Below are 21893 nucleotides of genomic sequence, written 5' to 3'. Positions count from 1 at the left end.
GGAAGGAAGATAGAGCATGTTAAAGTTCTTATTAGATATACTTAGCGTACCAGCTGTTTTAGTTGGATTAGTAGCATTAATTGGGCTTGTACTTCAAAAGAAGTCAGCCTCAGAAACAATAACAGGAACCATTAAAACTATAATGGGATTCCTAATATTAGGTGGGGGAGCATCCATAGTAGTTGGAGCTCTTGGACACTTTGGAACTATGTTTGAACAAGGATTTGGAATACAAGGAGTTGTGCCAAACAATGAAGCTATAGTTGCTTTAGCTTTAAAAGAATATGGAACACAGACCGCACTTATAATGGCTTTTGGTATGATAGCTAATATATTAATAGCAAGATTTACAAAATTAAAATATATATTCTTAACAGGACACCATACATTATATATGGCTTGTATGGTAGCAGCTATATTAATTGCAGGAGGAGTTAAAGGATTACCACTTGTTATCATAGGATCTATAGTATTAGGACTTATAATGGCTATAATGCCAGCTCTTGCTCAACCTACAATGAAAAAAATAACAGGAGTAGATGATGTAGCCTTTGCACACTTTGGAACTTTTGGATATATATTATCTGCTGGAGTTGGTAAGTTAGTTGGAAAAGGATCAAAGTCTACTGAAGAAATAAATTTCCCTCAAGGATTAACATTCTTAAGAGATACATCTGTAGCAATAAGTTTAACTATGTCAATTCTTTATATAATAGTAGCTTTAGCAGCAGGTCCAACTTTTGTTGAATCTAAGCTAAGTGGGGGACAAAACTTTATAGTATTCTCCCTAGTACAAGCTATAACCTTTGCTGGAGGAGTTTATGTAATCCTTGCAGGTGTTAGATTAATATTAGCAGAAATAGTACCAGCTTTCAGAGGAATAGCTATGAAGCTTGTACCAAATGGAAAACCAGCTTTAGATTGCCCAGTTGTATTCCCTTATGCACCAAATGCAGTACTTATAGGATTCTTATCAAGTTTTGTTGGTGGAATAGTTGGAATGTTTATCTTAATAGCATTAGATGCTACAGTAATATTACCAGGAGTAGTACCTCATTTCTTCTGTGGAGCTACCGCTGGAGTATTCGGTAATGCTACTGGAGGAAGAAGGGGAGCTATAATAGGAGCATTTGCTCAAGGATTATTAATAACTTTCTTACCAGTATTACTTTTACCTACTTTAGGAAACTTAGGTTATGCAGGATCTACCTTTAGTGATGCAGACTTTGGAGTTATAGGAATAATACTTGGAAAATTATTAGCATTAATAAGCTAGTTTAGAAGATTAAAAGAGTTAAAAGACATAATCTTAGGAAGGTGATTTTATGAAATTATTTATAGATACAGCTATAACAGAGGAAATTATAAATGCAAATCATATGGGAGTTATTTGTGGAGTAACTACAAATCCTTCATTAATAGCAAAGTCAGGAAGAGATTTTAAGGAAGTTATAAAAGAAATAACATCCATAGTAGATGGACCAATAAGTGCAGAGGTTATAAGTCTTAAATCAGAAGAAATGGTAGAGGAAGCCTTAGAACTTGTGAAAATACATGAAAACATAGTTATAAAGCTTCCAATGACAGAAGAAGGATTAAAGACTACAAAGATATTATCATCTAAAGGAATAAAGACTAATGTAACACTAATATTCTCAGCAGCTCAAGCATTACTTGCAGCAAGAGCAGGGGCTACTTTTGTAAGTCCATTCCTTGGAAGACTTGATGATATTGGAATGGATGGAATGAACTTAATAGAAGAGATAGTAGATATTTTTGATGTACATGGTATAGAAACAGAGATAATAGCAGCTAGTATAAGAAATCCTATTCATGTAACTAGAGCAGCTAGAATAGGAGCACATATAGCTACAGTTCCATATAAGGTAATAAGAGAGATGACTAAGCATCCTTTAACGGATATAGGAATAGAAAAGTTCTTAAAAGATTGGGAAGGTGCTATAAAATAGTTTAGTATAAGAAATCTATGGGCAAGGAATGGTTTATAATTAACTGTTCCTTGTTTTTTATATTATGAAATATATATGGATAAAGAGGATAGTTAATTTAAATTGTAGAAAATTATATAGTACTATTAAGTTTAAAGACTTATATTTTTAAGTAAGGTGGTTATTATATGGTTGGGGAAAATAGAGAGATATTAATAAAAAAATCCCATGAAAGATCTGAGGGGTATGGGGTTTTAAGAAATATTAGTTGTTCTAAAAAGATAATTTATGGAGAAGAAGTTAATGAAATTTTACATCACAATAAAAAACTTATAGAAATATCAAAGTATTATATAGATATGGTACATTCTGCTCTAAATGATGATGATTTTATAATAGTATTGACAGATAAGGAAGGGTGTATCTTATATATTAAAGGACATGATACTATAACTAAGGACTTTCAAAAGATAAATTTTGTAGTGGGAGCTTATATGAATGAAAAAAATATAGGTACTAATGCTATGGGCACTGCTATAAAGGAGGATAAGGCGGTTCAAATAACAGCTAAGGAGCATTATATAAATATGTTTCAGGATTTTACCTGTTCTGCTGCGCCTATACATAATACTAGGGGAGAGGTAATAGGAAGCTTAAATTTAACAGGAAAATATAAAAATAAGCATCCTCATACTCTAGGGCTTATTATTTTTGGAGTGAGGGCAATTGAAAATGAATTATATAAACAGCAAACAAATATAATACTAAATGAAACCTATAGCTATATGGAGAGCATTATAGATAATCTAGATAAAGGAATAATAATTGTAGATATTAAAGGAAAGGTAAGAAATATAAATAAATTAGGTCTTAAAAGATTTAATAAGGATAAGGATGAAATTGTTGATAAGAATATAGAATACTTAGTACCTAATTGGAAAAGTATATATGAATACTTTAAAGAGGGAAATAAGAGTTATAATAAGGAGATTAAATTTGAACATAATAGTAAATATAAAACATTACTAAAATTTAAGCCTGTAAGAATTAAAGATAAAGTTATTGGGATGGTTTTAATTCTTTCTGATAAAAAAGAAGAAAATAATAATTTAAAAAATACAACTGGAGCCTTTTACAATTTTGAAGATATAATAGGAAATAGCGCTGCCATAGAAAATGTTATAACTAATTGCAGAATAATATCTAACAGCCCATCAACTGTACTTATAGAGGGGGAAAGTGGTACAGGAAAAGAAGTTTTAGCTCAAGCTATGCACAATTATAGTCATAGAAAAAATAATAAGTTTATAGCAATAAACTGTGGTGCTATACCAGAGAGCATAATAGAAAGTGAATTATTTGGTTATGAGGAAGGGACATTTACAGGAGGACTTAGAGGAGGAAAAAAAGGAAAATTTGAGTCAGCTAATGGTGGTACATTATTTTTAGATGAAATAGGGGATATGCCGCTGGATATGCAAGTGAAACTTCTTAGAGTCCTTCAAGAGAGTAGGGTTACAAGGCTTGGAGGTAATAGGGAAATACCCTTGGATATTAGAGTAATAGCTGCAACCAATAGAAATCTAAAAGAAGAAATAAAAATAGGTAAGTTTAGAGAAGATTTATATTATAGGATAAGTGTAATCCCAATAAGGTTACCACCACTTAGGGAGAGAAAGGGAGATCCTATTATTCTTATAAATTATTTTCTAAGAATAAAGGCATTTAAGTTAAATAAATCTATACCAAGCATAGAGAAAGAGTTATTAGATAAACTTATAAATTATAGATGGCCAGGAAACATAAGACAGTTAGAAAATTCTATTGAAAATTTAGTTAATCTTAAAGGGAATATATCTTTTGATTTGTTTGAAGAAGAGGTAAAAACTATTAAAAATGAAGAAGAAATTCAAGAACTCAATTTAGAAAGCTATATAGGATCTCTTAATGATATGGAAAAGCTTGCGATAATAAAGACTCTTAGAGTGTATAAGGGGAATATAACTAAGACTTCAAAAAAATTAGGAATAAGTCGAAATACCTTATATAGTAAAATTAAAAAGTTCAATATAGAACTGTGAAGAAAATGAACAATGTCCTATAATTGAGCAAAAATAATTAGCTTGAAGTTCAGTTATAGGACACTATATTTTGGAATAAAGTTATTTTTTTCACATATAAATAGCCATGGAGATAAATTTATTAAAAAAATATATAATTGGCACTAGAATTGCTGAATTATGTATATAGGTAGGATATATGCTCTTTAATTAATTTAGGGGATTAATTAAGAGGAGAAAATTATAAGAGTATATATTAGTATTTGCTTATATAACATAAGTATGATTGATAATTTATAAACAATATGTGTTTCTTAAGATACCTACCACTAGAAAAAGTAAATTAATATAATTTAGGGGGAATAAATTTATGGCACGTTTTACATTACCAAGAGATATTTATCATGGAGAGGGTTCTTTAGAGGTTCTAAAAACCATTAAAGGAAAGAGAGCCATTATAGTTGTAGGTGGAGGCTCAATGAAAAGATTTGGTTTTCTAGATAGGGTACAAAAATATTTAGAGGAAGCAGGAATTGAAACATTGCTATTTGAAGGAGTGGAACCAGATCCATCAGTAGAAACTGTTATGAAGGGTGCAGAAGAGATGAGAAAGTTCCAGCCAGACTGGATAGTTGCAATGGGAGGAGGATCTCCAATAGATGCAGCTAAGGCTATGTGGATTTTTTATGAATATCCTGAGTTTACCTTTGAAGAGGCAGTAGTACCTTTTGGATTACCAGAGCTTAGACAAAAGGCAAAGTTTATAGCTATACCATCAACTAGTGGTACTGCTACAGAAGTTACAGCCTTCTCCGTAATAACTGATTATAAGGCTAAAATAAAATATCCATTAGCTGATTTTAACATAACTCCAGATATTGCAATAGTTGATCCGGACCTTGCACAAACTATGCCAGAAACCTTAGTAGCTCATACAGGAATGGATGCTTTAACTCATGCTATTGAAGCATACACAGCTTCATTAAACTCAAATTTTTCAAATCCATTAGCATTAAGAGCTATAGTAATGGTTAAGGAAAATTTAATAGATTCATTTAAAGGAGATGTAAAAGCAAGAAACTTAATGCATGAAGCTCAATGTCTTGCAGGCATGGCTTTTTCTAATGCCTTACTTGGTATAGTTCACTCTATGGCTCATAAAGTTGGGGCAGTATTCCATATTCCTCATGGCTGTGCTAATGCTATATTCTTACCTTATGTAATAGATTATAATAGAAAAGAATGCGAAGATAGATATGGAGATATAGCTAGAGCTTTAGGTTTAAAGGGAGAAAATGATAAAGACCTTACAGATTCTCTAATTGAAACTATAAATGAGATGAATAAAAAATTAAATATACCACATACAATGAAAGAATATGGTGTTACACAGGATGACTTTAAAAACAATCTTAAGTTTATAGCACATAATGCAGTATTAGACCCTTGTACTGGATCTAACCCAAGAGCTATAGATGATAGTGCTATGGAAAAGGTGTTTACATGTGCTTATTATGGGGAAAAAGTAGATTTTTAGTAATGAAAAATAAAAATCTATATATTAAATAAAAAAAGTAGTATTATATGATTTTTAGTAGAAAAATATAAAAATAATCTTATAAAAATTATATTCAATAAAATTACAATTTAAACTAAAGAATTATTATAAAAATAAGGTACATGGATATAGGTATTAAATATCCATGTACCTTATATTATTAAGTTTAGTATATATTAAATAATTTACATTTCACTGATTGATGACTCAATAAGTTTCAACTGAATCTAATGTAGTTTTAATATTAGAACTTATATACATCTTAATTAGTCTATTTTTCTTTAGCAGTTAAGGTTGACTTTAGGATTATCATAAACCATATAAGACTTATTCCAAGTAAAGCATGTCCAGTTCCTGAGATATGGCTTAACCCTTTAAAATCAGAGCCGTTAACTTGTAATATTCCACGCATAGTCAAAGAAGCGCAAGTCCAAAGTAGTGATATATTATATAAAATAAACCACTTATTAAAGTTTTTATTTTTAGTTAAGTCTAAACTAGAACTTCCTAAGGTAAGTATAAGGAAAAATATAAATCCTAAGGTAAAAAGGTGAGGATGGACTGTAGTAAGATTTGTACTTCCAGTGAACTCATTAAATTTCATGAACTCTCTAGCAAATACTCCAGAAGCCATTCCTAGAACCAAATAAAAAAAACAGGCATTAAAAAGTTTTTTCATATAAATCCTCCTATAATAATTATTACAATCTAATAATATCTGTTAATTAATTATATATTAAGTAGTATATAGTTACAATGATAAATTCATTACATATATTTTATGAATAAATCAAAGTTATCATTAATAAGAATTATATATAATAAGATATTGGGGGGTTAAAGAGAGAAGAAACTATGCTTATAATATAAGCATAGGGTAATAGTTCCTATTTGAAATTCAAATAGTAGTAGTACTTTTTAAAACTCAAGGAAGAGATTGATAAATAGATTAAATATTTTTAAATAATTGGTGGAAACGATTTACAATATACTGTAAGATAATTATAATAATAGATAGAATATTATAAAAATTGCGCATATTACTTAAGCAAAACTTATATAGTAACAAATAAATCATATAGGTAGTAAGATAGGAAATAATTATCCAAAAGTCTACAAAATATTTTTCAAATATTCTGAAGAGTTAGAATATAAAATGGAGGTAGGATAATGGAAAACTTAAAAACTACCCCCCTAATAGGGGAGTATGAGAAATATGGAGGCAAGGTAGTTGACTTTGCTGGTTATGCCCTTCCTATACAGTTTAAAGGAATCCTTAATGAGCACGAGTCAGTAAGAGAGAGAGCTGGTCTCTTTGATGTATCTCATATGGGAGAGGTAACTGTAAAGGGAAAGGATGCTGAAGGTTTTGTACAATATCTTATGACAAATGATATAGAGGCATTAAAGGACAATGATGTTGTTTATACTTTTATGTGTAATTTCAATGGAGGAGTTGTAGATGACTTATTGGTTTATAAGTTCTCCAAAGACTATTATTACTTAGTTGTAAATGCTAGTAATAAGGATAAGGATTTTAAGTGGATAGTAGATAATAAAGGGCAATATGATGTTGAAATTAAGGATATATCAGAAGAGGTAGCTCAATTAGCACTTCAAGGGCCAAGGGCTCAAGAAGTTTTGCAGAAACTAGTACCTTCGGATTTATCAGAAATAAAGTTCTTTAAGTTTAAAGATGAAGTTTTAGTAAATGGAAAGAAGTGCCTAGTTTCAAGGACAGGGTATACAGGAGAAGATGGGTTTGAGATATATTGTGAGCCACAGGATGCAAAATATCTTTGGCACGATATATTAGAAGCTGGAAAAGAAGAAGGAACAGAGCCAATAGGTCTTGGAGCTAGAGATACCTTAAGATTCGAAGCTACTCTTCCTCTTTATGGTAACGAAATGGATGATACTATAACTCCGCTAGAAATGGGTTTTGGCTTCTTTGTAAAGCTAAACAATGGAGATTTTATAGGAAAAGATGTTTTAGCTAAACAGAAAGAAGAAGGAGTAAAAAGAAAACTTGTAGGCTTTGAAGTTTTAGATAAGGGAGTAGCAAGGCATGGATATCCAGTAGTTAAAGATGGTAATGAAATAGGACATGTTACCACAGGGTATATGTCACCTACTTTAAATAAAACTATAGGATTTGCTCTTGTAGATGCAGATAATTCTGCTTTAGGTACAGAGTTATCAATAAAGGTAAGGAATAGAGAGCTAAAAGCAGTGGTTATTAATAAAAAATTTTATGATAAAAAGACAAAAAAATAGGAGGGATTTATAATGGCAGTTTTAGAAAATCTATTATACACTAAGGATCACGAATGGATAAAGGTGGAAGGAAGTAAGGCATATATAGGGGTTACAGACCATGCACAGAAACTACTTGGAGATATAGTTTATGTTGAGTTACCAGAGGTAGATACTGACTTTGAAAAGGGAGATGTATTAGGCGTAATTGAATCTGTGAAGGCAGCAGCAGACATATATATTGCTATAAGTGGTACAGTTGTAGAAATAAATGAAGAATTAATAGACAATCCAGCAGCTATAAATGAAGCAGCCTATGATAATTGGATGATAGCAATTGAAATTAAAGATGAAAATGAATTAAATGAATTATTAAGTCCAAAGGATTATGAAGAAATCTGTAATGAGGAGGAATAGTATGTTTCCTTATATACCAAATACAGAAAAGGAAGTAGAGAAGGTTTTAAAAATTTTATCTATAGATTCTATGGATAAGCTTTTTACGGATATCCCAGATAAGGTTAAGTTAAACAGAGACTTAAATCTTGAAAAAGGATTATCAGAACTTGAAGTTGAAAAGAGAATGAAGGATTTAGCAGGAAAGAATAAATCCATAGAGGAATTAACTTGCTTTTTAGGAGCAGGAAGTTATGACCATTACATTCCATCTATAATAAAGCACATATTATTAAGAGGGGAATTCTTCACTGCATATACTCCTTATCAACCAGAGTTAAGTCAAGGTACCCTTCAAGGTATATTTGAGTATCAAAGCATGATATGTAATTTAACAGGAATGGAAGTTTCCAATTCTGCTATGTATGATGGAGCTACAGCTACTGTAGAAGCAGCTATGATGGCAATAGATAATACAAAGAGAAAAACCATAGTTGTATCATCAACTGTAAATCCAGAAACAATAGCAGTTTTAAATACTTATCTAAAGTATAGAGGATATAACTTAGTAGAAATTGATGAGAATGAAGGAAGTACAGATTTTGAAAAATTAAAGGCATCTTTAAATAAAGATGTAGCAGCTGTAATAATACAAAGTCCTAATTTCTTTGGAGTTATAGAAGATGCAGAGGAAATAGTCAAATCTATTCATGATAATAAATCTATTTTTATAATGAATGTGGATCCTATATCCCTTGGAATATTAAAGAGTCCAGGAGAAATAGGAGCAGATATAGTGGTTGGAGATGCACAATGCTTTGGTTCTAATATGAGCTTTGGAGGACCAGGACTTGGTTTTTTAAATACTACAAAAAAGCTTATGAGAAAGATGCCAGGAAGAATTGCAGGACAAACTGATGATGGATATGGAAATAGAGGTTTTGTTCTAACGCTTCAAGCAAGAGAACAACATATAAGAAGAGAGAAAGCAACCTCTAATATATGTTCAGATCAAACTTTAGTTTCCATAGGTGCTGCTATATATATGGCTACTCTTGGAAAGAAAGGTATTAAAGAAGTAGCACTGCAGTGTTTAAATAAGTCTCATTATGCCTTAGAGAAGTTAACTCAAAGTGGAAAGTATAAGAAAGCCTTTGATAAACCTTTCTTTAAAGAATTTGTTATAAAAGCAGATAACTGTCCTTGTGATATAAATAATAAATTATTAGAAAATAATATCTTAGGTGGATATAACTTAGGAAAGAACTACCCTAAATATAAAGATTCTATGATGCTTTGTGTTACTGAAAAGAGAACTAAGGAAGATATTGATAAATTAGTTAAGGTCATGGAGGAGATATAATGAAGGATTATAATAAAATTATATTTGAGCTTTCCAGTGAGGGTAGAATTGGATATAAGCTTCCTGAATTAGATGTACCAGAAGTTAATTTAGAAGAAGTTCTTCCTAAAAATATTATAAGAGAAGGTGAGCTTAATCTTCCAGAGGTAAGCGAAGTAGATGTGTTAAGGCATTATACAGCTTTATCTAATAAAAATTATTGTGTGGATAAGGGATTTTATCCTTTAGGATCTTGCACAATGAAATACAACCCAAGAATAAATGAAGATATGGCATCACTTCCAGGATTTAGCAAGATTCATCCTCATCAAAAGTCAGATAGTGTTCAGGGAGCATTAGGTCTTATGTATGATCTTTCAAGTAGGCTTTCTGAAATTACAGGTATGGATGATTTTACCCTTCAACCAGCAGCAGGAGCTCATGGAGAACTTACAGGGCTTTTACTTATAAAGGCTTATCATGAGGATAGAGGAGATTTTAAGAGAACTAAAATAATAGTTCCAGATTCTGCTCATGGAACTAACCCTGCTAGTGCAGCAGTTGCAGGGTTTGATGTGGTAGAAATTAAATCCTTAGAGGATGGCTCTGTATCTATTGAAGCACTTAAAGATGCGTTAAATGATGAGATTGCAGGACTTATGTTAACTAATCCGAGCACCTTAGGATTATTTGAAAAGAATATAAAGGAAATAAGTGATTTAGTTCATGAGGCTGGTGGTCTTGTATATTATGATGGTGCTAATTTAAATGCTATTATGGGAGTGGCAAGGCCAGGGGATATGGGTTTTGATGTATGTCATTTAAATCTTCATAAAACTTTCTCTACTCCTCATGGTGGTGGAGGACCAGGAGCAGCACCTGTTGGGGTATGCACAAAACTTTCTAAGTTCCTTCCAGTACCTATAATTAAAAAAGATGAAAATAAGTTCTTATTAGACTATGATAGAGAAAAGTCCATAGGAAGAATAAGAAGCTTCTATGGTAATTTTGGAGTTTTAGTTAGAGCTTATACCTATATTTTAACTATGGGACAGGATGGGTTAAAGAAAGCTTCAGAAAATGCAGTATTAAATGCTAATTATATAAAAGAAGCTTTAAAAGATCACTATAAAGTGGCTATAGATGAAATCTGTAAACACGAAGTTATATTTGCGGGACTTAAGGACAATCCTAATAAAGTATCTACTCTAGATGTGGCGAAGAGATTAATAGATTATGGAGTTCATCCTCCAACAGTATATTTCCCATTAATAGTTGAAGAAGCTTTAATGGTAGAACCAACTGAGACAGAGAGTCTAGATACTATTAATCACTTTATAGAAGTTATGAAAAAAATAGCTGAAGAGGCAAAGGAAAATCCAGAATTATTACATGATGCACCTTATAATACACCAGTAAGAAGATTAGATCAGGTTAAGGCTGCAAGAAACCCAGTATTAAAGTGGTAGTAAATAGAGGTGTGGCTTAGGTCACACCTTTTATAATCCTATGATTTTGTTTTAATTATTATAAAAATTCAACTTAATGAAAGTATATATAACTTGGATTTTTATATAGATGTAATCTTTAGTATTTAAAACTAAATTTTGAATTGCTATGATTTTATAGTGTTAAAATATTGAATTTATAAAATTAGTACCTATATAGGGTTATGCTTAGGAAAAATTTAAGAAGAATAGTAAAGAATAATTAATAATATATTAATAAATATATTGGAGGGATAACATGAAAGATATAATTGTTTTAGGTGGAGGACCAGGTGGATATGTAGCTGCTATAAGGGCAGCACAACTTGGAGCAAGTGTAACTGTTGTGGAAAGAGATAGCTTTGGAGGGACATGTCTTAATAGAGGATGTATTCCAACAAAAACTATATATAGGACAGCAGAAATTTTAAACATATTAAAACATATTAATGATTTTGGGATAAGTGTTAAAGATTATGAAATAGATGTAAATAAGATACAAGAAAGAAAAAGAGAAATAATAGGCTCTTTAGTAGGGGGAATAGAAAAATTACTAAAGGGTAATGGAGTAGAAGTAATAAGAGGAAATGGTACCATAATTGATAAAAATAGAGTTAAGGTTGAAACTGAGAATGGAGAAGTTATTCTTGAAGGAAAGAACCTTATTATAGCTACTGGATCAAAGTCTGAAATTCCAAATCTTAAGGGGATTCATAATAAAAAAGTAGTTACCAGTGATGAAATATTAGAGTTTACTGAAGTTCCTAAGAAACTTGTGGTTCTAGGTGGAGGAGTCATAGGAATGGAGTTTGCTAGTATATTTAACTCTATGGGAAGTGAAGTTACTGTTATAGTAGCTAGGGATTCTATTCTTTATGATATAGATAGAGAAATAAGCAAGAGATACACTGCTATGGCTAAAAAATCAGGTATAGAAATACTAACTTTAACCTCTGTAAAAGAAATAGATGGTGAAGAATTAGTAAAAGTAATTTGTGAAGGCAAAAAAGGTGAAGTTGTTATAGAAGCAGATTTAGTTTTAGTAGCTAAAGGTAGAAAAGCTAGTTATGACGGTGTGGATATTGAAGCCTTAGGGATAGAACTTAATAGAAAAAGTATAAAAGTAGATGAGAATTATGAAACTTCTGCTAAGGGTATATATGCTATAGGAGATGTTAATGGAATATCCCTTCTTGCTCATGCAGCTTCTCACCAAGGAGTAGAAGCAGTGGAACATATTATTTTAGGTAAAAAGTGTCATAAATCAGTAATTCCAAGCTGTATATTTACTTTCCCAGAAATAGCAGTGGTAGGACTTACTGAAGAGGAAGCTAAGGCTAAGGGCATAGAATATAAAAAGAATAAATTTTTATTTGGAGCCAATGGTAAGGCTTTAGCTTTAGGAGAAGGGGAAGGTTTCGTAAAGGCCATAAGTGATGAAAATAATAAGCTTATAGGAATTCATATTATGGGTCCTCATGCTTCAGATTTAATTCTAGAGGCAACTATAGCTGTGGAAAAATCTATGACTGTAGCAGATTTAAAGGAAGTGGTACACAGTCATCCAACCTTAGGAGAAGCCCTCCATGAGGCAATATTAGGATTAAATAAGGAAGCTATTCATAGTATAAATAAATAGGGAAATTAAACTGTAGCAACCTTATGGGAGCTACAGTTTAACTTGTTTTATAAAGTGAAATTAATGTAAATAGGATAAAATCATTAAAAAAATAAGATGGAGTCATAGGTTACCCATCTTATTCTTTATTTTTTATTTATAAGATTTTACATCTTTATATATATAATCTAACATATGATTTTTAGTTTCATTGATATCATAAACTTCATACCAAAGTCCATCGGTTAAAAACTTACCATTATAGTATCCCTCTTGAGGAAAGCGGTTCTGCTCAAAAGAGTAACTAGTGCCTTTAGTTGAGAGACTTATAATATCAGAGGAAGATAAACTAGTCTTTATATAAGGTAATACCTCATCTATTAAAGAATTAAGCTGCATAAGATTTAAACTCTTAGCTTTCTTAAATATTTCTTCAAGAACCTTCCTTTGCCTATCAGTTCTTTCTAAATCTCCATTTCCAACATATCTTATTCTGCAATATCCAAGAGCTTGGATACCACTTAAATGTTGCATACCAGTACCAGGAATAAGATTATAAGATTCCCCAGTTCTCTTTGCAGAGTCTTTTATATATTGATTAACCATTTTAAGTTCATAGTCTTTTATATTCATATCTATTCCACCCATAGCATCGATAACCTTAGGAAGGGTTGAGAAGTCAACCATTATAAAATCTTTTATGTTAAGGGCAAAGTTTTTATTAAGGGTTTTAACAGCAAGCTGAGGACCACCATAGGCATAAGCATGATTAAGCTTAGTTTTACCATGGCCATCTACAGGGACATAAGAGTCACGAAGGATAGATGTGAGTTTTAGCTTACTACGGGATTTATCCACAGTAAGCACCATTGTAGCATCAGATCTACCATTGGTTTCATTTTCACTTTTATCTACTCCAAAGAGAGCTATATTTATTATATCATTAGACTCTTTTTCTTTTTCTTCATCTATACCTAAGGCTTCTTTAGAAGTATCAAGGTCTACTGTATTTATTTTACTTACCTTGTTATGAATAATATAATATCCGGTGCCGAGAATTACCAGTAAAAAAGCTATTATGCAAGATATTATTATTTTAAGTTTTTTTCTAGGTTTTTTATTTCTTCTTTTTTTATTCATTGTTTTTTTTGAGTCATCACTCATAAGAACAACTCCTTTTAAATAATAGTAATTATAATTATATTTTTAAAATCATATCTTCTATTATATAAAGTTATATATTTTAGCAGGTTACAAAAAATCTACGATAAAATGAAATTTTATATAATATTTACCTTTAAAGTTAACAATGAGTTTAAAATATAAAAGTTAAAAGAACGTATTTCTATAAAACTTTTTAAGTTTTGGTTTCATTAGTTTTCAATTTGATCAATAGTAATATAATAATTTCCATTAGGAGAATGAACCTCTACTTTTTCATGAAGCCTATGTTTATAGATGGCTTTTCCAAGAGGAGATTCTATACTTATTTTACCTTCTAGTGGATCTGCATCTATGGTAGTTACTATTAAGAATTTTTCAATTTCATCATCCTCAAATTTTATATATACAGTTTTTCCTATACCAACCTGGTCTTCGGACACTATATCCTCAATTAAAATAGATGTCTTAATCATTCTTTCAAGAAATCTTATCCTACTTTCGTTCCTAGCTCTATCTCTTTTAGCAGACTTATACTCAAAGTTTTCACTTAAATCACCGTGAGCTCTAGCTTCTTTTAAGTCTTCATTAATTTGTTTTCTAGTAACAACTTTACGATACTCAATTTCATCCTCAAGCTTCTTTATGGCTTCCTTAGTAAGGTAATTATGCAATTTAAAGCACCTCTTTTCTAAGAATATTCTTATATTATAAAATAAATAAATTTAAAAGTTATGTTATTAATATAAGATGGATTATAAAAATCATTATAGTATATAGAACATTAATATACAATAATTACTAAGTTTAGTGTTTATATATTTAGCATAAGGTTTAGTAGGTATTATTTATTATATATTAGGAAAAAATATAAGGGTAGAGATATGGATAAAATACCATAATAAATAAAACTTAATATAAGCTAAAAAATTATAGGTATAAAAGGAAAAAAGGAGGAAGTATTATGAGAGTTAGGGATATATCTATTCCAACAGCTTTAGGAGTAGCAATTACAGTAGGATCTTTAGCTTTAAGATATAATGATATAAAAAAAAGAACAAGAAATCCTAAACTAAAAAGACTAGTGGTGGGGTTTGGAGCAGCTCATATATTATTAGGGACTATAGATTTAATTAAAGAAAATCCTAGATATGTTTAAAAACTAAGGGGTGTAACATTAAGTTATGTCCCTTAGTTTTTAAGGTTATATCCTATTTAACTATTAAGATTTAGCTCATTAATTTATTAAAGAATGGATAGTTAATATTTAATATGATTTTTAAAATGAGCTTGAATTCTATTATTATAAGTAAAATATAAGCCGCTGAAAATATAAGGATTTTAAAACTTAGAACTCTATAATGTACTTAAATAACATATAAATTTAGGAGGGGTTTATTTAAGTAGTATATGGTAAAATATACTTAGTACATAAGAAAAGGGAGGAGAATATGAATACATTTTACGTATATATAAAAAGGTATTATAAACTATTTCTTGTAGCAATATTTTCTTTGATGATAGAGATATTTTGTGATCTTATGCAGCCTACAATAATGTCCAAGGTTGTTGATATAGGAGTTAAAAATAAGGATATTAATTATGTAATTAATATGGGAGGAGTTATGGTTTTAGTGACCCTTATAGGAGCCTTGGGAGCAACTGGAAGAAACATACTATCTAGTACTGTATCTCAAAGTTTTGCTTCAGATTTAAGGGGGGATCTTTTTAAAAAAATAAATTCTTTTTCATTTAAGACATTAGATAATTTTACAACACCATCTTTGGTAACTAGACTTACAAATGATGTGACCCAGGTTCAGAATTTTGTTAATGGACTTATGAGAATTTTTGTTAAAGCACCTTTAATAGGAATAGGTGCTATTATTATGGCATCTAGGTTAAATCCTCCTATGGCCATAATTCTTATAATTATATTACCTATTATAATTTTAATAATATTTATGAATATGAGAATATCTTATCCATTCTTTATAAAAATTCAAGGAGCTGTGGATAGGGTTAATGGGATAATGAGAGAGTATTTAGGTGGAGTAAGGGTAGTTAAAGCTTTTAATAGATTTAACTATGAAAAACATCGTTTTGAAAATTCTAATGAAGAATTAACTAAGCTATCTAAAACTGCTATGATGGTAAATTCTTTATTTTCTCCAGGAATAACTTTAACAGTTAACCTATTTATAGTAGTAGTACTTTGGGTAGGAGGAAATAGAGTTAATAATGGAACCATGGAGGTTGGACAAGTAATAGCTTTCACTAATTATATGACTCAAATTTTATTTTCTCTTATGATGATTTCTCATGTATTTACTATGTTTATTAAAGCAAAGGCCTCCACAAAACGTATAGGAGAAGTTTTAAGAGAAGACAGTGATGATGTAAGGAAGGAAAGTGGTAACAGCTTAGATTTACAAGGAAATGTAGAGTTTAAAGATGTAAGTTTTTCTTATTTTAATAATTTAGAGGACTTAGTACTAAAAAATATTAGTTTTAAGGCTAAGGCTAAGGAAACCATAGGAATAATTGGCTCAACAGGTTCTGGGAAAAGTACTTTAGTAAATTTAATACCAGGATTTTATAATACAAATTTAGGACATATTGAAATAGATGGAGTTAATATAAAGAATATAAATTATAAAAGTTTAAGGGATAGCATAGCTATTGTACCTCAGAAAACAGTGCTATTTACAGGGACAATAAAGGATAATATTTTGTGGGGAAAAGAAAATGCAGATTTTGAAGATATTAAGGAAGCAGCATCTGTAGCTATGGCCCATGACTTTATAGTAAATACCAAAGATGGATATGATACTATTCTTGGAAAAGGTGGAGTTAATTTATCTGGAGGACAGAAACAAAGAGTTTCTATTGCAAGGGCTCTTATAAAGAAACCTAAAATTTTAATATTAGATGATTGCACTAGCGCTTTAGATACTTTAACTGAAACTAAAATTAGAGAAGGACTAAAAACCTATTTAGGAGAGGTAACTACATTTATAATATCCCAGAAAGTAACCTCTGTAATAGAAGCAGATAAGATAATAGTTATAGACAATGGAGAAATAGTAGGAATAGGAACCCATAAAGATTTAGTAGAGAGTTGTGATGTTTATAATGAAATATTGAATTCTCAGCTAGGTGAAGAGGAGTGGAAGTAATATGAGCAATAATAAAGACAGTAATAAGTCTAAAATAGAGGAATTTGCAGATTTTTCTTCCATGGGTAGAAGTAGTAGGGGAAGAGGTACAAGAGGTCTAAAGGGTCCAAAACCTAAGAATATGAAGGGGACTTTAAAAAGACTATGGGAATATTTTCAGAATGAAAGAAAGTTACTGGTTATATTATTTATATGTGTAATAATTTATTCTTTAGTCACATTATTAGTACCATATATAATTGGAAAATCTATAGATTCTATGTCTAAGGGAAAAGACAACGTAGATTTTTCTTATCTTAAGGTAACTATTATTTCATTAATAATAGCTTATATAATTAATGGAGTATTAACTATTATTCAGGGGCTAATTATGGCAAAGGTATCTCAGAGTATTGTAAAAAATCTTAGAAAAACTTTATTTGAAAAACTTCAAAAACTACCTCTAGCTTTCTTTGATTCTAATAGCCATGGAGACATTATGAGTAGATTAACTAATGATATAGATAATATTAGTAGTGTTATAGCCCAATCTACTACTGAACTTATGTCAGGAACAATAACTATTTTAGGGTCTATCATTATGATGATAATTTTAAGTATTCCCTTAACTCTTGGAACCTTAATCATAGTACCATTAATATTTTTACTTACAAAATCTATAACTAGAAAAACTAGGGTTCTTTTTAAGGAGCAACAAATAATTCTTGGGAAACTTAATGGACATATTGAAGAATCAATATCTGGAATTAATATAGTAAAGGCTTTTAACCATGAAGAAAAGAGTATATATGAGTTTGAAAAAATAAATAAGGATTTATATAATGTGGGAGTGAAGGCACAAATTAGATCAGGTTTTTTAATGCCTATGATGAATGTTATAAATAATATAGGTTTCACAATGGTTGCTTTAATTGGGGGAATTTTAGCCACTAAAGATATCATAACCTTAGGAGTTATTGCTAGTTTTTTAAGTTATTCTAGGCAGTTTTCAAGACCTCTTAATGATTTAGCTAATATTTTTAATAGTTTACAATCAGGGGTTGCAGGGGCAGAAAGAGTTTTCAATATTTTAGATGAAGAGGAAGAAACTTTAGATAGTAAAGGAGCAGAGGCGTTAATAAACCCTAAGGGAGAAGTGGAGTTCTCTAATGTTACCTTTGGGTATGGGGAGGATTCAGTTATCTTTAATAATATAAGTTTTTATGCAAAGCCAGGAAGCAGTACTGCCATAGTTGGTCCTACAGGAGCAGGAAAAACCACCATTGTTAATTTACTTACTAGGTTTTATGAAATTAATAAAGGAGAAATTTTAATAGATGGCAAAAATATAAAAAGTTATACTAGGGATAGCCTTAGAAAAACTTTTGGTATAGTTCTTCAAGATACCTATCTTTTTTCAGGAACCATAAAGGAAAATATAAAATATGGATCATTAAATGCTACTGATGAAGAAGTTTATAGAGCAGCTAAAATGGCAAATGCTCATAGGTTTATAAGTCATCTTAAGGATGGATATGAAACAGTTCTTACAGAAAGTGGAGCTAATTTAAGTCAAGGACAAAGACAGTTAATAGCAATAGCTAGAGCAATACTTTCTAATCCATCTATTTTAATACTAGATGAGGCCACAAGTAGCGTTGACACCCGTACAGAACTTCAGATACAGGATGCTATGGTAAAGCTGATGGGAGGAAGAACTACTTTTATAATAGCTCATAGATTAAGTACTATTCGTAATGCTAATAATATTATGTTAATAGACAAAGGAATTATAAAGGAAAGTGGAAGTCATGAAGAGCTTATAGCTAAAAGAGGAGAATATTACAATATGTATTTTAATCAATTTAAGGGACTTGTAGAATATTAACATAGAAGAGCTTTTTAGTTCTTCTATTTTTATATATAAATATTGTGGTTAAATATGTTTTTATTGGAAATACTAACATGGTAGAACACTAAAATATATTTTCATGAGGTGAAGTTATGAGAATACCAAAGCATATAGGAATAATCCCAGATGGTAATAGAAGATATGCAGTATCTAAAGGGTTAACTAAAGCCATGGGGTATGACCTTGGAATAGATCCAGGATTAATTCTCTTTAAACTTTGTCAAAAGCAAGGTATAGAAGAGATAACATATTATGGATTTACCACAGATAACACAAAGAGACCAGCAGATCAAAAGAAAGCTTTTGTAAAAGCTTGTATAGATGCAGTTAATCTTCTTTCAAAGGAAGATGCAGAACTTCTAGTAATAGGGAATAGTTCATCGAAAAGTTTTCCTAAGGAGTTAATACCTTTTACTAAAAGAAAAGTCTTTGGCAAGGGGGGAATAAGAGTGAATTTTTTAGTGAATTATGGATGGGAATGGGATTTGAATTTATTAAAAGAATCACAGATAAATAGAAAAAACATAACTGGAAACATAAACTCTAAGGATATTTCAAGAATTGATCTTATAGTAAGATGGGGAGGAAGAAGGAGACTGAGTGGCTTCTTACCAGTTCAATCAGTATATTCTGACTTTTATGTTATAGAAGACTACTGGCCAGATTTTAAGCCACAGCACTTTTATGATGCTTTAAGCTGGTATAATAATCAAGATATTACTCTTGGAGGTTAGAATAAAACAACAGTATATGTTTTTTCAACGATTTCGGTTTTGAGGTGCAAAAAAGTTTTTCATAGTTAAAATAGAAAGTAATTTCACAACTGAATTCACAATAAAACCACAAAATAAAAGTCGGCAAATCTTTGCCGACTTTTTTAAAGGTTATATAATTTTAATATAATTCACTAAAATCATGATTTATTATTTCTATCAATTTAAATTCTTCGTTTTCAAATTCAAATTTTAGTATACAACAATTTCCAAGCCTTTCTTTTTGGTCAATATGGCTAGTGTGAGCCCAATACCTCATAAATTGACGACAAGCAGCTCCGTGAGAAACAGCTAAAACAGTATGATGGTCATCATTTTTCATAATTGAACAGAGGGTTTCTGCAACTCTATTTCTCAATTCAATTTCATCTTCACCCCCATAATTAACAAAAAAATCTCCATAAGGTAATGGTGGATTCAAATCCTCGCTTTCCCCTTCAAAGGTACCAAAATTCCACTCTTTGAGTCCCTTGACTCTTTTATATGGAGTATTGGAAATGTACTCCAAGGTATCGCAAGCTCTTTCAGATGTAGATGAATAGGAATGGTCAAAATTTATATTATTTGTTTTGAAATATTCTCCAGCTATGATGGCTTGTCTAATTCCTAACTTAGTTAATGGAGCATCGCACCATCCTTGGATTTTTCTTCTAACATTAAAAAGGGTTTGACCATGTCTCATTAAGTATAATGTTTTTTTCATAAATTCATCTCCTAATTTTAGTATATGTTAATTTAATAAGCTAATAACCTGTAATTTAACCTCTATACATAAAGAATATTAGATATTTTCATTTTTCGTAGTCACTATTACTAATTCATATTTTATTTGTGACAAATATTCTGCTCTAGGTACTGATGATAAAAAACTCCAAATCTAATTGAGGACATTTTTATAGTAATATTTAAACTTACATATTCTATTTTAATTTCTCCTTGATTTTTGTTATATTCATCTTATAATAAATTGTATCACTAGGTAGTAGCTACCGAGCAAGAGTTTTTTATTTTTTAGTTTAGGAGGGGAATTTTATGTGTACAACTAAAGAGGTGTGTGACCAAGTTGGGATATCTTACGAAACATTAAAATTTTATTGTAAAGAAGGTTTAGTGCCTAATGTGAAAAGAGATAAGAATAATTATCGTAATTTTGATGAAAAAAATATTGCGTGGTTAAAAGGGTTACAATGTTTAAGGAAATGTGGTATGAGTATTAAAGATATGAAGCTATATATGAATTATTGTTTAGAAGGTCTTTCTACAATTCCAGAGAGAAAAGAGATGCTTAATAAATCAAAAGATTCTTTAGTTAAGCAAATTAAAGAACTTAATGAATGTATTAATTTTATTGATAATAAGCAATCTTTCTATGATGATGTACTTACTGGTAAAATAAAATATACTAGCAATTTAATTAATGTAGAAAATAAAGATGATACTTATTAAAGATTTTATTATAACAACAGTGGGTAACTGGATTAGAAATAAGAATATAAATAGCCAAGCATTTCATTTGATGGTCTTTCCTAACTACTAAGCTCTTTTTATATTGTATACTAATATATCTAAAAATTGAAAAATCACAGCATTAATAAATTTATTAAAGGCTGTGATTTTGCTTGTAATCTTTATGATATTTTAGTTTTACATTTTAAAACTGAACACGCTCATATGTTTTATCCTGCTGTTTAATTGTTAATATTTTAAATATATAAATGCTAAACAGATAACTCTTCTATTTCCACATAGTATACGTTGCAGTTACGACAAACAGTTATAGTAACAATATAGCTGTTGTCCACTTGTTTTTCTTTCAATAGTTTATTAAAGGATTTACCTTCATAATTTGATGATATATCACTTATAACGTAATTAGAATCTTTAGTAAATATGTAGAAGTGATACTCTAAAAATCTAAAAACTTTTTCTTTTTCTTTTACCCCATTAAGGCATTTAGAGCAAGGCTCCTCATAATAAGCCACATCAAATTCTACTTCATTAGATCCATTTAAAATATTTAATACAGTTTTAGTATCTATATTATTAATAGGATTTTCTTCATCATTAATAAAATACTCACAGTTGTTTTCAGAAAGCTCATAATTTTTATCATTAAAGCTAAAGGTATAATTTCCCATAAGTCACCTCTTATAATTATAAGTTTTATTTATAATTATAGCACTTTACTCAATAATTTAAACATAAAGTTAAATTATTAGGGGT

At 30.1% G+C, this 21893-nt stretch carries 19 protein-coding genes; 14 read left to right on the top strand and 5 right to left on the bottom strand.

What is annotated here, in order from left to right:
- Window positions 1-16: 16 nt before the first annotated feature.
- The 4 genes from BR69_RS0100460 to BR69_RS0100445 all read left to right on the top strand — a co-directional run bounded on the left by BR69_RS0100460 (window position 17) and on the right by BR69_RS0100445 (window position 5546).
- Window positions 17-1276, top strand: a complete 1260-nt coding sequence (locus BR69_RS0100460) for a PTS ascorbate transporter subunit IIC (RefSeq protein WP_027631411.1) — start codon at window positions 17-19, stop codon at window positions 1274-1276.
- Window positions 1277-1325: 49 nt separating this feature from the next.
- Window positions 1326-1970: a fructose-6-phosphate aldolase gene (gene fsa / locus BR69_RS0100455; protein WP_027631410.1), complete on the top strand. Its 645-nt coding sequence runs from the start codon at window positions 1326-1328 to the stop codon at window positions 1968-1970.
- Between the two features lie 167 nt (window positions 1971-2137).
- The gene (locus tag BR69_RS0100450; RefSeq protein WP_027631409.1) at window positions 2138-4030 is read left to right on the top strand and encodes a sigma-54-dependent Fis family transcriptional regulator; all 1893 of its coding nucleotides are present in this window, start codon (window positions 2138-2140) and stop codon (window positions 4028-4030) included.
- Window positions 4031-4379: 349 nt separating this feature from the next.
- The gene (locus BR69_RS0100445) at window positions 4380-5546 is read left to right on the top strand and encodes an iron-containing alcohol dehydrogenase (RefSeq protein ID WP_027631408.1); all 1167 of its coding nucleotides are present in this window, start codon (window positions 4380-4382) and stop codon (window positions 5544-5546) included.
- A gap of 292 nt (window positions 5547-5838) precedes the next feature.
- Here BR69_RS0100445 and BR69_RS0100440 read toward each other — a convergent pair whose 3' ends face one another.
- Window positions 5839-6246, bottom strand: coding sequence for a DUF2871 domain-containing protein (locus BR69_RS0100440; RefSeq protein ID WP_027631407.1), 408 nt, complete (start codon window positions 6244-6246; stop codon window positions 5839-5841).
- Between the two features lie 491 nt (window positions 6247-6737).
- Here BR69_RS0100440 and gcvT point away from each other — a divergent pair, with 491 nt between their 5' ends.
- The 5 genes from gcvT to lpdA all read left to right on the top strand — a co-directional run bounded on the left by gcvT (window position 6738) and on the right by lpdA (window position 12687).
- Complete coding sequence (gene gcvT, locus BR69_RS0100435) at window positions 6738-7844, top strand: glycine cleavage system aminomethyltransferase GcvT (RefSeq protein WP_027631406.1); 1107 nt, start codon at window positions 6738-6740, stop codon at window positions 7842-7844.
- Between the two features lie 12 nt (window positions 7845-7856).
- Window positions 7857-8240, top strand: a complete 384-nt coding sequence (gene gcvH, locus BR69_RS0100430; protein ID WP_027631405.1) for a glycine cleavage system protein GcvH — start codon at window positions 7857-7859, stop codon at window positions 8238-8240.
- Between the two features lies 1 nt (window position 8241).
- Window positions 8242-9582: an aminomethyl-transferring glycine dehydrogenase subunit GcvPA gene (gcvPA, locus tag BR69_RS0100425; protein ID WP_027631404.1), complete on the top strand. Its 1341-nt coding sequence runs from the start codon at window positions 8242-8244 to the stop codon at window positions 9580-9582.
- Complete coding sequence (gene gcvPB, locus BR69_RS0100420; RefSeq protein WP_027631403.1) at window positions 9582-11030, top strand: aminomethyl-transferring glycine dehydrogenase subunit GcvPB; 1449 nt, start codon at window positions 9582-9584, stop codon at window positions 11028-11030. The genes gcvPA and gcvPB overlap by 1 nt, the downstream gene beginning before the upstream one ends.
- Window positions 11031-11307: 277 nt before the next feature.
- The gene (gene lpdA, locus BR69_RS0100415; RefSeq protein WP_027631402.1) at window positions 11308-12687 is read left to right on the top strand and encodes a dihydrolipoyl dehydrogenase; all 1380 of its coding nucleotides are present in this window, start codon (window positions 11308-11310) and stop codon (window positions 12685-12687) included.
- A gap of 132 nt (window positions 12688-12819) precedes the next feature.
- Here lpdA and BR69_RS0100410 read toward each other — a convergent pair whose 3' ends face one another.
- Window positions 12820-13830 (bottom strand): LCP family protein, encoded by a 1011-nt coding sequence (locus BR69_RS0100410; RefSeq protein ID WP_084315149.1) that lies wholly within the window; start codon window positions 13828-13830, stop codon window positions 12820-12822.
- Between the two features lie 209 nt (window positions 13831-14039).
- Window positions 14040-14501, bottom strand: coding sequence for a transcription elongation factor GreA (gene greA / locus BR69_RS0100405; protein ID WP_027631400.1), 462 nt, complete (start codon window positions 14499-14501; stop codon window positions 14040-14042).
- Between the two features lie 290 nt (window positions 14502-14791).
- Here greA and BR69_RS0100400 point away from each other — a divergent pair, with 290 nt between their 5' ends.
- The 4 genes from BR69_RS0100400 to BR69_RS0100385 all read left to right on the top strand — a co-directional run bounded on the left by BR69_RS0100400 (window position 14792) and on the right by BR69_RS0100385 (window position 19631).
- Complete coding sequence (locus BR69_RS0100400) at window positions 14792-14986, top strand: hypothetical protein (RefSeq protein WP_027631399.1); 195 nt, start codon at window positions 14792-14794, stop codon at window positions 14984-14986.
- Between the two features lie 292 nt (window positions 14987-15278).
- On the top strand, window positions 15279-17006 hold the full coding sequence (locus BR69_RS0100395; protein WP_027631398.1) for an ABC transporter ATP-binding protein: 1728 nt from the start codon (window positions 15279-15281) through the stop codon (window positions 17004-17006).
- A 1-nt stretch (window position 17007) separates the two neighbouring features.
- On the top strand, window positions 17008-18873 hold the full coding sequence (locus BR69_RS0100390) for an ABC transporter ATP-binding protein (RefSeq protein WP_051623422.1): 1866 nt from the start codon (window positions 17008-17010) through the stop codon (window positions 18871-18873).
- Between the two features lie 116 nt (window positions 18874-18989).
- Window positions 18990-19631 carry an undecaprenyl diphosphate synthase family protein gene (locus tag BR69_RS0100385; protein WP_027631396.1) on the top strand — a complete coding sequence of 214 codons (642 nt, stop codon included), beginning with the start codon at window positions 18990-18992 and terminating at the stop codon, window positions 19629-19631.
- Between the two features lie 160 nt (window positions 19632-19791).
- On the opposite strand, the gene BR69_RS0100380 is transcribed toward BR69_RS0100385, so the two are convergent.
- A complete protein-coding gene (locus BR69_RS0100380) occupies window positions 19792-20352 on the bottom strand; it encodes a histidine phosphatase family protein (RefSeq protein ID WP_242840635.1) in 561 nt (186 codons plus the stop codon).
- Window positions 20353-20702: 350 nt separating this feature from the next.
- Here BR69_RS0100380 and BR69_RS0100375 point away from each other — a divergent pair, with 350 nt between their 5' ends.
- A complete protein-coding gene (locus BR69_RS0100375) occupies window positions 20703-21116 on the top strand; it encodes a MerR family transcriptional regulator (protein ID WP_027631394.1) in 414 nt (137 codons plus the stop codon).
- A gap of 272 nt (window positions 21117-21388) precedes the next feature.
- On the opposite strand, the gene BR69_RS0100370 is transcribed toward BR69_RS0100375, so the two are convergent.
- Window positions 21389-21808 (bottom strand): DUF3785 family protein, encoded by a 420-nt coding sequence (locus BR69_RS0100370; RefSeq protein ID WP_027631393.1) that lies wholly within the window; start codon window positions 21806-21808, stop codon window positions 21389-21391.
- Between the last annotated feature and the right edge of the window lie 85 nt (window positions 21809-21893).

Origin of the sequence: Clostridium hydrogeniformans DSM 21757 (assembly GCF_000686705.1) — a bacterium.
GTDB classification, from domain to species: Bacteria; Bacillota; Clostridia; order Clostridiales; family Clostridiaceae; genus Clostridium_Z; species Clostridium_Z hydrogeniformans.
Note: the sequence above shows the minus strand (reverse complement) of the source record. Positions and strands in the feature narration are given on the sequence as shown.

Bases quoted from the DNA above. Each gene is read 5' to 3' on its own strand.
- BR69_RS0100460 (WP_027631411.1), top strand. From the start codon at position 17: ATGTTAAAGTTCTTATTAGATATACTTAGCGTACCAGCTGTTTTAGTT.
- fsa (WP_027631410.1), top strand. From the start codon at position 1,326: ATGAAATTATTTATAGATACAGCTATAACAGAGGAAATTATAAATGCA.
- BR69_RS0100450 (WP_027631409.1), top strand. From the start codon at position 2,138: ATGGTTGGGGAAAATAGAGAGATATTAATAAAAAAATCCCATGAAAGA.
- BR69_RS0100445 (WP_027631408.1), top strand. From the start codon at position 4,380: ATGGCACGTTTTACATTACCAAGAGATATTTATCATGGAGAGGGTTCT.
- BR69_RS0100440 (WP_027631407.1), bottom strand. From the start codon at position 6,246: ATGAAAAAACTTTTTAATGCCTGTTTTTTTTATTTGGTTCTAGGAATG.
- gcvT (WP_027631406.1), top strand. From the start codon at position 6,738: ATGGAAAACTTAAAAACTACCCCCCTAATAGGGGAGTATGAGAAATAT.
- gcvH (WP_027631405.1), top strand. From the start codon at position 7,857: ATGGCAGTTTTAGAAAATCTATTATACACTAAGGATCACGAATGGATA.
- gcvPA (WP_027631404.1), top strand. From the start codon at position 8,242: ATGTTTCCTTATATACCAAATACAGAAAAGGAAGTAGAGAAGGTTTTA.
- gcvPB (WP_027631403.1), top strand. From the start codon at position 9,582: ATGAAGGATTATAATAAAATTATATTTGAGCTTTCCAGTGAGGGTAGA.
- lpdA (WP_027631402.1), top strand. From the start codon at position 11,308: ATGAAAGATATAATTGTTTTAGGTGGAGGACCAGGTGGATATGTAGCT.
- BR69_RS0100410 (WP_084315149.1), bottom strand. From the start codon at position 13,830: ATGAGTGATGACTCAAAAAAAACAATGAATAAAAAAAGAAGAAATAAA.
- BR69_RS0100400 (WP_027631399.1), top strand. From the start codon at position 14,792: ATGAGAGTTAGGGATATATCTATTCCAACAGCTTTAGGAGTAGCAATT.
- BR69_RS0100395 (WP_027631398.1), top strand. From the start codon at position 15,279: ATGAATACATTTTACGTATATATAAAAAGGTATTATAAACTATTTCTT.
- BR69_RS0100390 (WP_051623422.1), top strand. From the start codon at position 17,008: ATGAGCAATAATAAAGACAGTAATAAGTCTAAAATAGAGGAATTTGCA.
- BR69_RS0100385 (WP_027631396.1), top strand. From the start codon at position 18,990: ATGAGAATACCAAAGCATATAGGAATAATCCCAGATGGTAATAGAAGA.
- BR69_RS0100380 (WP_242840635.1), bottom strand. From the start codon at position 20,352: ATGAGACATGGTCAAACCCTTTTTAATGTTAGAAGAAAAATCCAAGGA.
- BR69_RS0100375 (WP_027631394.1), top strand. From the start codon at position 20,703: ATGTGTACAACTAAAGAGGTGTGTGACCAAGTTGGGATATCTTACGAA.
- BR69_RS0100370 (WP_027631393.1), bottom strand. From the start codon at position 21,808: ATGGGAAATTATACCTTTAGCTTTAATGATAAAAATTATGAGCTTTCT.